This window comes from uncultured Sneathiella sp., from assembly GCF_963976355.1.
Taxonomy (GTDB): Bacteria; Pseudomonadota; Alphaproteobacteria; order Sneathiellales; family Sneathiellaceae; genus Sneathiella.
Genome location: NZ_CAXBKA010000001.1, coordinates 58,473 through 71,605, shown reverse-complemented (window position 1 = coordinate 71,605; position 13,133 = coordinate 58,473). Strand labels below are relative to the sequence as shown.

General features: G+C 53.2%; 15 protein-coding genes. 10 read left to right on the top strand and 5 right to left on the bottom strand.

The features are described 5' to 3' along the window. Positions 1-32: 32 nt before the first annotated feature. Positions 33-1,727, top strand: a complete 1,695-nt coding sequence (locus AAC599_RS00365) for an acyl-CoA dehydrogenase family protein (protein WP_340148419.1) — start codon at positions 33-35, stop codon at positions 1,725-1,727. A gap of 12 nt (positions 1,728-1,739) precedes the next feature. Continuing rightward, a complete protein-coding gene (locus AAC599_RS00360) occupies positions 1,740-2,165 on the top strand; it encodes a VOC family protein (RefSeq protein WP_340148418.1) in 426 nt (141 codons plus the stop codon). Positions 2,166-2,176: 11 nt separating this feature from the next. Here the strand turns inward: AAC599_RS00360 and AAC599_RS00355 are convergent, their stop codons facing one another. The 3 genes from AAC599_RS00355 to AAC599_RS00345 are packed head-to-tail and all read right to left on the bottom strand — an operon-like array spanning position 2,177 to position 4,444. After that, positions 2,177-3,004 carry a YihY family inner membrane protein gene (locus tag AAC599_RS00355; protein ID WP_340148417.1) on the bottom strand — a complete coding sequence of 276 codons (828 nt, stop codon included), beginning with the start codon at positions 3,002-3,004 and terminating at the stop codon, positions 2,177-2,179. Positions 3,005-3,025: 21 nt separating this feature from the next. Then, entirely contained in the window at positions 3,026-3,241 is a 216-nt protein-coding gene (locus AAC599_RS00350; protein ID WP_340148416.1) for a 4-oxalocrotonate tautomerase family protein, read from the bottom strand. A gap of 24 nt (positions 3,242-3,265) precedes the next feature. Next, complete coding sequence (locus tag AAC599_RS00345; protein WP_340148415.1) at positions 3,266-4,444, bottom strand: FAD-binding oxidoreductase; 1,179 nt, start codon at positions 4,442-4,444, stop codon at positions 3,266-3,268. 78 nt (positions 4,445-4,522) lie between these two features. Here AAC599_RS00345 and AAC599_RS00340 point away from each other — a divergent pair, with 78 nt between their 5' ends. The 5 genes from AAC599_RS00340 (at position 4,523) to AAC599_RS00320 (ending at position 8,152) form a co-directional block, all read left to right on the top strand. Next, the gene (locus AAC599_RS00340) at positions 4,523-4,717 is read left to right on the top strand and encodes a twin transmembrane helix small protein (RefSeq protein ID WP_340148414.1); all 195 of its coding nucleotides are present in this window, start codon (positions 4,523-4,525) and stop codon (positions 4,715-4,717) included. Between the two features lie 43 nt (positions 4,718-4,760). Continuing rightward, on the top strand, positions 4,761-5,333 hold the full coding sequence (locus AAC599_RS00335) for a cob(I)yrinic acid a,c-diamide adenosyltransferase (protein ID WP_340148413.1): 573 nt from the start codon (positions 4,761-4,763) through the stop codon (positions 5,331-5,333). Between the two features lie 203 nt (positions 5,334-5,536). Continuing rightward, positions 5,537-6,286: an electron transfer flavoprotein subunit beta/FixA family protein gene (locus AAC599_RS00330; RefSeq protein WP_340148412.1), complete on the top strand. Its 750-nt coding sequence runs from the start codon at positions 5,537-5,539 to the stop codon at positions 6,284-6,286. Next, on the top strand, positions 6,286-7,215 hold the full coding sequence (locus AAC599_RS00325; RefSeq protein ID WP_340148411.1) for an FAD-binding protein: 930 nt from the start codon (positions 6,286-6,288) through the stop codon (positions 7,213-7,215). Before AAC599_RS00330 ends, AAC599_RS00325 begins: the two co-directional genes overlap by 1 nt. Positions 7,216-7,279: 64 nt before the next feature. Next, the gene (locus AAC599_RS00320) at positions 7,280-8,152 is read left to right on the top strand and encodes a 3-hydroxybutyryl-CoA dehydrogenase (RefSeq protein ID WP_340148410.1); all 873 of its coding nucleotides are present in this window, start codon (positions 7,280-7,282) and stop codon (positions 8,150-8,152) included. Positions 8,153-8,228: 76 nt separating this feature from the next. On the opposite strand, the gene AAC599_RS00315 is transcribed toward AAC599_RS00320, so the two are convergent. Together AAC599_RS00315 and arsC are read right to left on the bottom strand one after the other, a co-directional pair. Beyond that, positions 8,229-9,413 carry an acetyl-CoA C-acyltransferase gene (locus AAC599_RS00315; RefSeq protein ID WP_340148409.1) on the bottom strand — a complete coding sequence of 395 codons (1,185 nt, stop codon included), beginning with the start codon at positions 9,411-9,413 and terminating at the stop codon, positions 8,229-8,231. Positions 9,414-9,575: 162 nt separating this feature from the next. Then, positions 9,576-9,923 (bottom strand): arsenate reductase (glutaredoxin), encoded by a 348-nt coding sequence (arsC, locus tag AAC599_RS00310; protein ID WP_340148408.1) that lies wholly within the window; start codon positions 9,921-9,923, stop codon positions 9,576-9,578. 167 nt (positions 9,924-10,090) lie between these two features. On the opposite strand from arsC, the gene AAC599_RS00305 reads away from it, so the two are divergent. The 3 genes from AAC599_RS00305 to argF all read left to right on the top strand — a co-directional run bounded on the left by AAC599_RS00305 (position 10,091) and on the right by argF (position 13,132). Next, complete coding sequence (locus AAC599_RS00305; RefSeq protein WP_340148407.1) at positions 10,091-10,918, top strand: ABC transporter permease; 828 nt, start codon at positions 10,091-10,093, stop codon at positions 10,916-10,918. A 116-nt stretch (positions 10,919-11,034) separates the two neighbouring features. Next, positions 11,035-12,210 (top strand): aspartate aminotransferase family protein, encoded by a 1,176-nt coding sequence (locus AAC599_RS00300; protein ID WP_340148406.1) that lies wholly within the window; start codon positions 11,035-11,037, stop codon positions 12,208-12,210. Then, a complete protein-coding gene (gene argF / locus AAC599_RS00295) occupies positions 12,203-13,132 on the top strand; it encodes an ornithine carbamoyltransferase (RefSeq protein WP_340148405.1) in 930 nt (309 codons plus the stop codon). The genes AAC599_RS00300 and argF overlap by 8 nt, the downstream gene beginning before the upstream one ends. Position 13,133 lies beyond the last annotated feature (1 nt).

The following is a 13,133-nucleotide window of genomic DNA, read 5'->3' as shown; positions in this document are numbered from 1 at the left end:
ATTGCCACCAAAATAAACAAGGAAGAATAATAATGACAATGTCAGAAATGACTGAAGCGCCCCGCACTCTTTTGCTAAGCGGGCTGGATGGCCTTTGTGAAAAAGCTCTGGATTCCGCTGAATCTTTCAAGCAGAAGGCGATTATCTCCGTTGCCGAACTGACACGTGGCAGCAATGGCCGGATCAGTGCGGAACTGGTTGAAGCTCACCAGTATGCAACTCACGGCCTTGCCTGGCTCGCAACCTATGTCGAGGCATTGCGGGAGACACTTAACTGGTCACGCCATCTCGCCTCTGAGGGAAAGTTTGGAGAATTGGAGCAGCTTATTCTCCAGGCCGGTTTCGCCGAGTATCTAAGCCAGATTGCAGGCGGCATTCCGATGACCTTGGGCGAAATTATCCGTCCGGCGGACCTCGGTCTGGACGATGCCGCCATTGCAGGCTTCAAGACGGCAGAAGTCGCCGCACTGATTGGCGCCGGGTACAGCGCCGACGTTAAGGAGCGTATTGCCGAGTTGGTGGCGGAAGGAATGGACACCGGGCATTTCGGGGATCCCGGTCTCGATGAGACTTTCGCGATGATTCGCGACCAGTTCCGGCGGTTCGCCAATGAGGAGGTTATGCCTTACGCCCATGACTGGCATCTGAAAGACGAATTGATCCCCATGCCCGTGGTTCAAAAAATGTCGGAGCTTGGCGTGTTTGGTCTGACGGTGCCGGAGGAATATGACGGTCTCGGTCTTGGCAAGATGTCCATGTGTGTTGTTTCGGAAGAACTTTCACGGGGATATATTGGTGTCGGGTCACTTGGGACGCGGTCGGAAATTGCGGCAGAACTTATTCTGACCGGCGGTACGGATGCACAGAAGGATAAATGGCTGTCCCTTATTGCAACGGGTGAAATACTGCCGACAGCCGTGTTCACCGAACCGAACACCGGCTCCGACCTTGCCTCATTGAAGACCCGTGCCGTGAAGGATGGGGATGTCTATAAAGTCACCGGCAACAAGACATGGATTACCCATGCCGCGCGCGCTGATGTGATGACTATGCTGGTGCGGACAAACCCGAATGAGCCGGGCTACAAGGGGCTTTCCATGTTCCTTGCAGAAAAGCCGCATATGACGGAAATGGAAGATTTCCCGGCGAAAGGCATGACCGGCGGCGAGATTGAAGTGCTCGGTTACCGCGGCATGAAGGAATATGAGCTTGGTTTTGACGGTTTTGAAATCAAGGCGGAAAACCTGTTGGGCGAGGAAGAGGGGAACGGCTTTAAGCAATTGATGCAGACCTTTGAAAGCGCCCGTATCCAGACGGCGGCCCGTGCGCTGGGCGTGGCGCAGAACGCAATGGAGCTTGGCCTTCGGTACGCGCTGGACCGAATTCAGTTCGCCCGGCCGATCATCAAGTTTCCACGTGTTGCCGGAAAGCTCTCCTGGATGGCTGTTGAAATCATGATGGCGCGGCAGCTCACATATGCCTCCGCCCGTGCGAAGGATGAAGGTCGGCGCTGTGATCTTGAGGCGGGGATGGCCAAACTTCTGGGCGCCCGCGTGGCCTGGAGCACGGCAGACAATGCCCTGCAAATTCACGGGGGCAACGGCTTCGCGCTGGAGTATCCGATCAGCCGTGTCTTGTGTGATGCGCGTATCCTCAATATTTTTGAGGGCGCCGGTGAAATTCAGGCGCAGGTAATTGCCCGCCGCCTGCTGGAAGGGGCAAACTGACGGAGTTCCGCTATGGAACAAAGGCTGTCGTTGATAACGCTTGGTGTCAGGGATCTGGCGCGAAGCACTGCCTTTTTCGAATCCCTTGGCTGGAAGCGTTCCGTAAAGGACGCTCCCGGCGTCTCCTTTTTTCAATGCGGTTCAATTGCATTTAGCCTGTTTCCCCGGGATGAATTGGCAAAGGACGCTGGCGTGCCCGCAACCGGTTCAGGTTTTGAAGGATTCTCGATCGCCTATAATGCCCGTAGTAAGGCTGAAGTTGATGACGTGCTGTCGGAAGTTCAGTTGCTCGGCGCGGAAATCGTCAAGTCGGCGGCGGATGTATTCTGGGGCGGGTACTCAGGATATTTTCGCGACCTTGACGGTCATCTTTGGGAAGTCGCCTGGAATCCCGGGTTTGAGATCGATAGCTCTGGCGCCGTAACGCTTCCGGATTGATAGCGCTCTTTCTATCTCTCTTCCATATCTCCGGTGAATTCAAAACCGAGGACGGCGGCAATGGTGGCGCCGAACAGCACAACAGCCCAACTTACATAGAGCCAGATCAGGAAGAGGGGGATGGCCGCCATGGCGCCGTAAACCACCTCGTATGACGGAAAATATTGAAGGTACAGCTTGAAGAAATACTTTCCGAGCATGAACAGCGCCGTCGCAATCGCTGCACCGATGAAGGCATGGCGCCATTTAACATCGCAGGCCGGGACAATCCGGTAAAGAATAAACAGCACGATAAAAGGCAACAGAACCGGCAGTGTTGAACGAACGAGATCGACGGTTCCCGCAATCTGGATACCGGTTGCTTCTTCGCTTACCTGAATGATCCAGTCAATAAGGGTCAGGCTGGTCCCAATGGCAATGGGACCAATCAGGGTAATGATGATATAAATGACAAATCGCTTGAGCGGATTACGCGTCGCCGCAACTTTCCATATCTGGCTGAAAATTTCTTCAATGCTGGACATGAGCAGTAATGCCGTTATGGCGATACCGCCAAGGCCGAAGAGGGTTAGCTGACTGGCATTGATGGTAAAATCACGAAGCGCCGCATCTACTGTTGAGATTTTTGACGGCAGCAGACTGTCGAAAAGGAAATTGGTGATTTGTTCCTGCAGATGGGTGAAAGCGGGGATAGCGGTAAAGAGGGCAAAAGCGACGGCCGCAAGCGGTACGATTGCAAGCAATGTCTGATAGCTCAGGGCGGTCGCCATCCGCAGGCAATTCTGTCCGGTGAAATGCTGCCAGATTCGGATCAGTAATGAGACAACAGAATTCTGCACATTGCCCTCTTGTATAATCCGCTAATCGGGAAATTTGCTGCTGGCAAGCTCCCCTCCCAGTCCCCAGTCCCCAGTCCCCAGTCCCCAGTCATCCTTGGCGACGTTATTGATGATCACATTGACGCTGGCTGCGCCGCAACCGGTAATGCGAACCATTTCGGCAGTGATCGATTTAACCAGCTCCTCTTTGGTTTCGCGGTCGCGCCCTTCAAACATATCAATTCTGACAACAGGCATTTAAGGCATCCTTCTTCAAATTATCTACACAATATTACGTTCCAGTACAGCTTCCCCTGCCGCCACCCGCGAAAAAGAGAAGCGGGAGAGGTCGAGGCTTTTATATTCACCGTGGGTAATGAGTTCGGCTATGCCGCGACCAACGGCCGGTGATTGTTGTAAACCGTGCCCCGAAAATCCATTTGCAAAAAAGAAATTCATGATCTCAGGGTGCGGTCCAAGAATGGCATTCTGATCCAAAGTATTATAGGCATAATGGCCTGCCCAGGCATTCTCAAGCTTGATCGCTTCAAATGCGGGCACACGATGGGCCAGGATCGGCCATATATGCTCTTCAAACCAGCCATAGTCTATTTCGAAGTCTGAACAATCCGGGTCATTCCCGGGATCCGGGGAGCAGCCGGCAATGAACTGGCGCCCTTCCGGAGAGAAATGAACGCCACTTGGATCAATCACCAGCGGGCAATCTGATATCTCCGTACGGCAGCTGAAGCAAAAAGCAAAACGCTTTCGTGAGCGGACGGGAAGCTCGATATCGGCCCATCCGGCAATTTCCGCCGCTTGAGGTCCTGCGGCATTTACGACGCTCCCCGCAGGCAGATTCGAGCCATCCTTTAGAAGGACACTGTTTATGCGCTTTGCCGTCATCTCAAAACCGACGGCTTCGGCATTCAGGAATTGCACGCCCAGAGAAATTGATTTCTTGCGAAAAGCCTGATTAAGGCTATAGGCATCAAGGCGGCCCTCCCCGCTTAATCCCAGCGACCCGCCTGCGAGGTCGGAAACATTCATCCAGGGGTAGCCGCGCATAAGATCTTCGGTATCGAGAAGACCGACATTGACGCCCAGTTTTCGCTGAATGGCATTGTTTGTATAGAGCAGCGGAATGTGGCGGTCCTCTGCCAGGAACAGATATCCATATTCGCGATAGTCCACATCAACCGGCGTGTCATCGACGGCAAGATGATGGGTAATCTCTCTCAGGAATTCCTGCATGAACTGTGACATGAGGATGTTTTCGGGCGTTGAGAACTGTTGCCGGACTCCTCCCCATGAACGTGCGGTGGAGCCGAACTCATAGCTCGGGTCTTTTTCGAGGACAGTCACGCTGCCGTCAAACCCGGCCATGCTTTTCAGGAAATAGGCAATGGACGATCCGACAACGCCGCCGCCGATAATTACGATATCCTGGGTTGCTTCCATGACTTTTCCTGTCCATATAAGGCGTGAACGTGTAGCGTTAGGTGAATCTGTTTATATGATGAAGCCGGACCGATCATTATGATTAACTATCTCATTGTTGCTGCTGTAATTGCAACGGCGCTTGTCCTGTTCTTTGGCGTGCTGACAATGGCGCGCGGTGGTGAGTTCAACCGTCGCTACGGAAACAAGCTGATGCGCTTGCGTATTCTGGTGCAGGCCGTCGCGGTTATCCTTATTATGATCGGGATATGGCTTGCAGGGACTTCAAATTGATCCCAGCCTTCCGGACAGTTGTTATATCGATGAAGCATGAAAAATGGTAAAGCTTACAAAAATCTATACGCGTGGTGGAGACAAAGGGAAAACATCCCTCGGAGATGGCGCGCGGGTCAGCAAGACAAGCCCGCGTGTTGAAGCCTACGGTGACGTGGATGAAACAAATGCTATCGTCGGACTTGTCCGGTTGCATGTGACCGGCCAGACTGGTGAAATGCTGTCGCGTATCCAGAATGATCTTTTTGATCTGGGGGCGGATCTCTGCACACCTGAGCAGGAGAACCCGAAATACCCGCCGCTCAGGATTGTAAAAGCGCAGGTCGATCGCCTTGAAGAAGAGATTGACGAGATGAATTCGGAATTGGCGCCGCTTAATTCCTTTATTCTGCCGGGGGGCTCTGTGGCGTCCTCCTATCTGCATCTGGCTAGAACAGTCTGTCGGCGGGCAGAGCGGCGGATGATTACATTGAGCGATTCGGAAACAGTCAATCCGCTCGCGATTGCCTATGCCAATCGTCTATCTGATTTCCTGTTTGTGCTTGGTCGCTTCCTGAATGACAAGGGAGCGGGAGACGTTCTCTGGGTCCCTGGGGCCAACAGAGAAACGGTTTGAGTTTAATTATTTAGGTAAAACAATTAGTTAGGTCATGTAAAAATGTCCTGCTACGGCGAATTGACAGATAGTCAATAGCTATTTATTGTGCACTGCCGAATAAGAGTAGAAATTACATATATTATGATCTCAAATTCACACTATCGGAGTAACGGGTTTCCGGTAGAAAGTGAAGAAACTATAACCCGGGAGTAGACCGATCCATGAAAGTTCTCGTCGCTGTTAAACGTGTCGTGGACTACAACGTTAAGATCCGTGTTAAAGCGGACAAGACTGGTGTAGACCTCGCAAACGTTAAGATGTCCATGAACCCCTTTGATGAAATTGCCGTTGAGGAAGGTCTTCGCCTTCGCGAAGCCGGCGTGGCAACGGAAGTTATCGCCATGTCCGTCGGGCCGCAAGCTGCGCAGGAAACATTGCGCACTGCCCTCGCCATGGGCGCAGACCGGGGCATTCTGGTAAAAACGGATGAGACAGTCGAACCCCTTGGTGTTGCCAAATTGATGAAAGCCGTCGCCGATGAGGAAAAGCCGGATTTGATCATCGTCGGCAAACAGGCCATTGATGATGACTCCAATCAGACCGGTCAGATGCTGGCGGCATTGCTCGGCTGGTCCCAGGGCACATTTGCTTCTAAAGTTAGCCTGGAAGACGGCACGGCAAAGGTCACCCGCGAGGTTGACGGCGGCCTGCAGACAATCAATCTGAAAATGCCTGCCGTTGTCACGACTGATCTCCGCCTGAACGAGCCGCGTTACGCGTCCCTGCCAAACATCATGAAGGCAAAGAAAAAGCCGATTGATGAAAAATCGCCCGAAGATCTCGGTGTTGATATTACACCGCGTCTGACGACGCTGAAAGTGGAAGAACCGGCAAAACGTGAAGCCGGTGTAATGGTAGAATCTGTCGCAGAACTGGTCGACAAGCTGAAAAACGAAGCGGGGGTTATCTGATGACTGTTCTTGTACTTGCCGATCATGACAATGAAGCGCTTGGCACTGCGACGCTGAATACTGTGACTGCTGCGACTGAACTGGGCGGTGACGTCCATGTACTGGTTGCCGGGAATGGGTGCTCGGCGGTTGCCGATGAAGCCGCAAAAGTTTCTGGTGTCGCAAAAGTTCTGTTGGTGGAAGACGCCCTGTATGGTGACATGCTGGCGGAAAATGTTGCGGCGCTTATTGTTTCTCTCGCCGATAGCTATGACGCGATTGTGGCGGCCGCAACCTCTGCCGGGAAGAATATCCTGCCGCGTGTTGCCGCTCTTCTTGATGTTGGACAGATTTCTGAAATTGTCGAAATAATCTCGCCAGATACTTTTGTTCGCCCGATCTATGCCGGTAACGCCATGGCGACCGTGCAGAGCAGTGACGCGAAGAAGGTGATCACCGTGCGGGCAACGAACTTTGCGGCCGCAGACGCAACCGGTGGTTCGGCCTCTGTTGAAGCCGCGAGCGCCGCTGCGGATGCCGGACTTTCCACCTTTGTCGGAGCGGAGCTTTCTGAATCCGAACGTCCTGAACTCACATCTGCTAAAATTGTGATTTCTGGCGGTCGCGGTATGCAATCCGGTGATAACTTTCATCTGCTTGAAGCAATTGCCGATAAGCTTGGTGCTGCCGTTGGCGCCAGCCGCGCCGCAGTTGACGCTGGGTTCGTGCCCAACGAGTTTCAGGTGGGCCAGACCGGTAAGGTCGTTGCTCCACAGCTTTATATTGCCGTTGGTATTTCCGGTGCCATTCAGCATCTTGCCGGTATGAAAGACAGCAAGGTGATTGTGGCCATCAACAAGGATGAGGAAGCCCCGATTTTCCAGGTGGCTGACTATGGACTTGTTGCAGACTTGTTCAAGGCCCTGCCGGAGCTGGATGCCGCTCTGTGATGACGTGTGGAAGTCGGACTATTGGCGTTATGATCGCGCTCACCTTTATGCTTGGAATTAGGCAATGATTAACAAAGTTAGTGTGATTGGCGCTGGCCAGATGGGCAATGGTATTGCCCATGTTCTGGCTGTTGCGGGAATAGATGTGTTTCTCAAGGATATTTCCAAGGAACAGCTGGAAAAGGCTTTGGATACCATTGAGCATAATTTGCGGCGACAGGTGGGGCGTGGCGCTCTTTCCGAGGCAGATATTACCAAGGCGCTCACTCATATCAGTCCGGTTACCGATGATGCCCATCTTTCTGAAGTGGATCTGGTGATTGAGGCGGCTACCGAGAATGAGGAAATCAAGAAGAAGATTCTCAGTGCTCTCGGACCGCAGCTAAGACCGGAAGCGATTATCGCCACCAATACATCGTCCATTTCCGTTACCCGCCTTGCCGCGATAACGGATCGGCCGGAAAAGTTCATAGGCATGCATTTTATGAATCCGGTGCCGGTGATGCAACTGGTGGAACTGATCCGGGGTATTGCGACGAATGAGGAAACATTCGAGACGGTCAAGGATCTTGCTGTTCGTCTCGATAAGACGCCGACTCCGGCGGAGGATTTTCCTGCCTTTATCGTCAATCGTATCCTGCTCCCTATGATCAATGAAGCGGTCTATACCCTGTATGAAGGAGTCGGTTCGGTTCGGGCGATCGATACGGCAATGCGCCTTGGCGCCAACCATCCGATGGGTCCGCTTCAACTGGCGGATTTTATCGGACTGGATGTTTGCCTGGCCATTATGCAGGTTCTTTATGAAGGTCTGGCGGATACAAAATATCGGCCTTGCCCACTTCTGGTGAAATATGTGGAGGCTGGCTGGCTTGGACGTAAATCCGGCCGCGGTTTCTATGATTACACTGGCGAAGAACCAATCCCGACACGCTAGATTGTAAAGTACGGTCACAAATAAACCCCGGAAACCTGTCTAGGCTTCCGGGGTTTTTCTTTAGGCTACTTTATGATTAGTTGACTTCGAAAAGTCCCGCCGCACCCATGCCGCCGCCGATACACATGGTGACGACCACATATTTCGCGCCCCGGCGCTTGCCTTCAATAAGGGCGTGACCTGTCAGGCGAGCCCCGGACATGCCGTATGGGTGTCCGATGGAGATTGCCCCGCCGTCAACATTGAGAAGGTCATTGGGAATACCAAGCTTGTCACGGCAGTACAGAACCTGTACGGCGAAGGCTTCGTTGAGTTCCCAAAGGCCGATGTCATCCATCTTTAGGCCATGGCGTTTGAGCAGTTTCGGAACCGCAAAAACCGGACCGATTCCCATCTCATCGGGCTCACAGCCCGCGACAACCAGACCGCGATAGATTCCAAGCGGTTCGATATTACGCTGCTCGGCAAGTTTGCTGTCCATGACAACACAAGCAGAGGCGCCGTCGGAGAGCTGACTCGCATTCCCCGCCGTAATAAAGCAATCCTCCCCCATGACCGGTTTCAGGCTTGAAAGCCCTTCCAGCGTTGTGCTTGGGCGATTGCCTTCGTCCTGGGTTAGGGTGACTTCTTCATGGAGGGTTTCGCCGGTTTCCTTGTTCTCCATCACCTTGATTGTGGTCATGGGGACGATTTCCTGATCAAACCGACCTGCTTCCTGTGCTGCAGCAGTGCGCATCTGGCTTTGATAGCTATATTCGTCCATGGCTTCGCGGGTGATGCCATAACGTGTTGCGACGGTTTCCGCAGTTTTCAGCATCGGGTCATAAATGGACGGCTTATGTTCAAGGAGCCATTCATTCTGCGCGCGATAGCGGTTCATATGCTCATTCTGCACGAGGCTGATGCTGTCCATTCCGCCGGCGGCCATGACAGGCACCTTGTCGACGATAACCCGTTGTGCAGCCATTGAAATAGTTTGCAGGCCGGAGGAGCAGAAACGGTTCACTGTCGTGCCGGATGATGTGACGGGCAGGCCAGCCCGAAGCAGCGCCTGGCGAGCAATATTTCCACCGGTTGCGCCTTCGGGATTGGCCACGCCGAAGATGACATCTTCAACCTCAGCCGGATCAACACCGGCGCGTTCAACGGCATGCTTGATAACATGCCCGCCCATGTCCGCCCCGTGGGTGTTGTTGAAGGCACCGCGATATGCCTTGCCGATAGGGGTTCTGGCGGTGGATACGATAACGGCATCTGCCATAAGAATTCTCCTCATTTGTTATTATTTATGCGCCCATGCCCTGTAAACGCAGACGGGAATTGCCCGCAATTCTATATAGAGTAATCGCCGATGGAAAGGATGAATTGCGGTCTCGCTGTGATGACCGCAACAACTCTATGAAATTGTTGGATCCTGTTCCCGTCACAGGATTTCAAGGACTGATTCCGGCGGGCGGCCGATGCGGGCCTTGCCGTTGGCAATCACGATCGGCCGTTCGATCAGTTTTGGATGATCGACCATGGCATTGATGAGGACATCGTTACTGAGCGCCGTGTCGCCGAGATTATTTTCCTTATATTCCGCCTCGCCTTTCCGCATCAAATCCCGGGGCTGTATATCCAGCATTTTCAGTATTTCTGTCAGTCGGCCTTTGGTTGGAGGAGAGGTGAGATACTCCGTAACCTGGGGCTCAATGCCCTTTTCCTGCAAAAGGGCAAGAGTCTGACGGGATTTGCTGCAGCGGGGATTGTGGAAGATTTCAACGGACATTCTATGTTCTACTCCGGACAGGTTATGACAGGTCTTTATTGTGGCTTATTATTTAACGCAGTGCTCACGTTTATGCCAGCTTCTGATCGGCAGGTTTGGAACGATGCCTGAATTGTTTGCTTGCCTGTTGGGGCGCGATTGCATATTTAGGCCGCATGACAATTCACATGGCAACTCAAAATAACGCTGATAAACCCGGCGTGATGCTGCGTATCGGGTCCAAGATTGGGCTCGTTAACTGGCGCGGTATGATCACCCTCCTGTCCAAGGAGGTCCGCCGGTTCCTGAAAGTGCCGTTGCAAACCGTGCTGGCGCCGATGATGACGACAATTCTATTTCTGGCGATCTTTACGCTGGCCTTTGGCGGAAGCGAGCGATATGTCGGCGATGTTTCCTACGCCAGTTTCCTGGCGCCGGGGCTGATCATGATGGCAATTATCCAGAATTCTTTTGCCAACACATCATCGTCAGTTCTGATTTCGAAAATTCAGGGAAACATTGTTGATATTCTGATGCCCCCATTGTCTCCGGCAGAGTTAACACTTGCCTATGTACTCTCTGGGCTCGCCCGCGGGGTGACGGTTGCCCTTGCCGTCGGCGCGGTAATGTGGGTGTTGATCGACATTTCCATATATTCCTGGGTAGCGGTGATCTATTACACCATCGGCGCCGGTTTGATGCTGTCGCTGCTTGGGATGATTGGCGGAATAGTCTCGGAAAAATTCGATCATATGGCGGCCATGACGAATTTTATCATCATGCCGCTGTCCTTCCTGTCCGGGACATTCTATTCAATCGACCGGCTGGATGGCATCTGGTACCAGATCAGTCATCTCAACCCCTTTTTCTATATGATTGATGGCTTTCGGTTTGGGTTTATTGGCACTTCTGACAGCTCTGTCTGGGTTGGGTCGCTGTTTATCGCCTGCGTCGATATTCTACTCTACATTGCCGTTTGGGCGCTGATAAGAAGCGGATATCGTCTGAAAGCCTGAAAATATCGTTTTCAACGTAAGAGTTTGATTGACAGGGCACGGTCTCCTGTCAATACTTCCGCGCTTTCTGGTAGCTAAAATTAGCCGGTTATCCTTTAGTTTCGTGGAGAAAGCATATGATTCCCGCATTATTGTCAAACTATGCTCCTGCCGATCTTTCCTTTGAAAAGGGGGAAGGTCCGTATCTCTATGGAAATGATGGTCGACGATACCTCGATTTTGCGGCGGGCATCGCGGTCAGCGGGCTCGGGCACGCCCATCCGAAGCTTGTTGCGGCACTGACGGACCAGGCGCAGAAAGTCTGGCATGTGTCCAACCTTTTCCGCATTCCGGGACAGGAGGAACTTGCCCGCAAGCTGGTTGATGCGACTTTTGCGGACGCAGCGTATTTCTGTAACTCCGGCGCGGAGGCCAATGAGTGCGGTATCAAGATGGTCCGGAAGTATTTCAGCACCAACGGTCATCCCGAAAAATACCGGATCATTGCTTTTGAAAACTCTTTTCATGGCCGGACCCTTGCGACAATTGCTGCGGCCGGGCAGGAGAAGCTGCTGGCTGGTTTCGGGCCGGTTGTGGACGGATTTGACCATGTTCCCGTTCACGACATCGAGGCAGTGAAGGCAGCGATTACGGATGAAACGGCGGCCATTCTGATTGAACCGGTTCTGGGGGAGGGCGGCATTCAGGTTGTTGAGCCCGAGTTCCTGCGCGCGCTTCGAAAATTATGCGATGAGCGTGATCTTCTCCTGATGCTGGATGAAATACAGACCGGCATGGGGCGGACTGGCAAGCTCTTCGCTTACGAACATGCAGGCATCAAACCTGATATCCTGACCTCTGCGAAGGCGCTCGGCGGCGGTTTCCCCGTAGGCGCGTGCCTGGCCGTCGAGAAAGTCGCAAAGGCCATGACCGTCGGGAGCCATGGGTCCACCTATGGCGGTAATCCGCTCGCTATGGCGGTTGCCGGTGCCGTTGTTGATGTTATGAGCGAAGAAGGCTTTATGGACCATGTCGTCGAGATGGGGAATCACCTGAAGCAGGGGATTGTCGGTGTGATCGATCGCCATCCGGATATCCTTGAGGAAATTCGCGGCATTGGGTTGCATCTCGGCCTGAAATGCAAGGTGGAAAACACGCTGGTGAACAACAAATTGCTGGAACTCGGCGTTTTGACAGCGAAAGGTGGAGACAATGTCGTCCGCCTCCTGCCGCCGCTGATCATTGAAGATGCCCAGGTGTCAGAATTTATCAATCTGCTGGATGAAGCCTGTACGGAGCTTGAGAATGGCTAACCCACTTCATTTTCTTGACCTGAATGCACTCTCGAAAGCCGACGTGCGCGGAATTATCGATGACGGCATAGCGTTGAAGCGCGCGCGCGCGAATTTGCCAAAGGGCACGATGGACAAGGAGGCGCCGCTCAAGGGCCTTACTCTTGCCGCCATATTCGAGTTTCCGTCAACCCGGACCCGCGTTTCCTTTGACATGGCGATGCGCCAGCTCGGAGGGCATACGATTGTCCTGAACAGCAATGACATGCAGCTGGGGCGAGGGGAAACGATTGCGGATACGGCGCGGGTTCTCTCGCGCTATGTGGATGCGATCATGATCCGCACAGACGAGCATGCGAAGCTGCTTGAACTGGCCGAGTATGCGACGGTGCCGGTCATCAATGGCCTCACGAATGACAGCCATCCATGTCAGCTAATGGCAGATGTCATGACGTTTGAAGAGCATCGCGGCCCGATCAAGGACAAGATTGTTGCCTGGTGCGGGGACGGAAATAACATGGTCACCTCCTGGATCCATGCAGCGGGAGTATTCGATTTTGAGTTTCGGATCGCCTGTCCGGAAGAGCTTGCGCCAGATCAAAGGGCGCTTGACTGGGCGAAAGAAATAGGAGCAGCGGTACATGTGACCCGGGATGCGGCCGAGGCGGCATCCGGCGCCCATTGTATCGTCGCGGACACATGGGTTTCCATGGGCGATGATGTTGCCAACCGTCATAATCTGCTGGCGCCTTATCAGGTGGATGAAGCCCTGATGGCGCGCGCGGCGAATGACGCGATCTTCATGCACTGCCTGCCTGCGCATCGTGGGGAAGAGGCGACGGCCGCCGTTATGGATGGTCCGCAATCGGTTATTTTTGATGAGGCGGAAAACCGTCTTCATGCGCAAAAAGCCGTCCTTCGCTGGTGTCTTGGCGCGAATTGAT

Coding starts and splice junctions, on each gene's coding strand:
- AAC599_RS00320 (WP_340148410.1), top strand. CDS start 7,280: ATGATTAACAAAGTTAGTGTGATTGGCGCTGGCCAGATGGGCAATGGT.
- AAC599_RS00335 (WP_340148413.1), top strand. CDS start 4,761: ATGGTAAAGCTTACAAAAATCTATACGCGTGGTGGAGACAAAGGGAAA.
- argF (WP_340148405.1), top strand. CDS start 12,203: ATGGCTAACCCACTTCATTTTCTTGACCTGAATGCACTCTCGAAAGCC.
- AAC599_RS00345 (WP_340148415.1), bottom strand. CDS start 4,444: ATGGAAGCAACCCAGGATATCGTAATTATCGGCGGCGGCGTTGTCGGA.
- AAC599_RS00325 (WP_340148411.1), top strand. CDS start 6,286: ATGACTGTTCTTGTACTTGCCGATCATGACAATGAAGCGCTTGGCACT.
- AAC599_RS00330 (WP_340148412.1), top strand. CDS start 5,537: ATGAAAGTTCTCGTCGCTGTTAAACGTGTCGTGGACTACAACGTTAAG.
- arsC (WP_340148408.1), bottom strand. CDS start 9,923: ATGTCCGTTGAAATCTTCCACAATCCCCGCTGCAGCAAATCCCGTCAG.
- AAC599_RS00305 (WP_340148407.1), top strand. CDS start 10,091: ATGGCAACTCAAAATAACGCTGATAAACCCGGCGTGATGCTGCGTATC.
- AAC599_RS00350 (WP_340148416.1), bottom strand. CDS start 3,241: ATGCCTGTTGTCAGAATTGATATGTTTGAAGGGCGCGACCGCGAAACC.
- AAC599_RS00315 (WP_340148409.1), bottom strand. CDS start 9,413: ATGGCAGATGCCGTTATCGTATCCACCGCCAGAACCCCTATCGGCAAG.
- AAC599_RS00300 (WP_340148406.1), top strand. CDS start 11,035: ATGATTCCCGCATTATTGTCAAACTATGCTCCTGCCGATCTTTCCTTT.
- AAC599_RS00340 (WP_340148414.1), top strand. CDS start 4,523: ATGATTAACTATCTCATTGTTGCTGCTGTAATTGCAACGGCGCTTGTC.
- AAC599_RS00365 (WP_340148419.1), top strand. CDS start 33: ATGACAATGTCAGAAATGACTGAAGCGCCCCGCACTCTTTTGCTAAGC.
- AAC599_RS00360 (WP_340148418.1), top strand. CDS start 1,740: ATGGAACAAAGGCTGTCGTTGATAACGCTTGGTGTCAGGGATCTGGCG.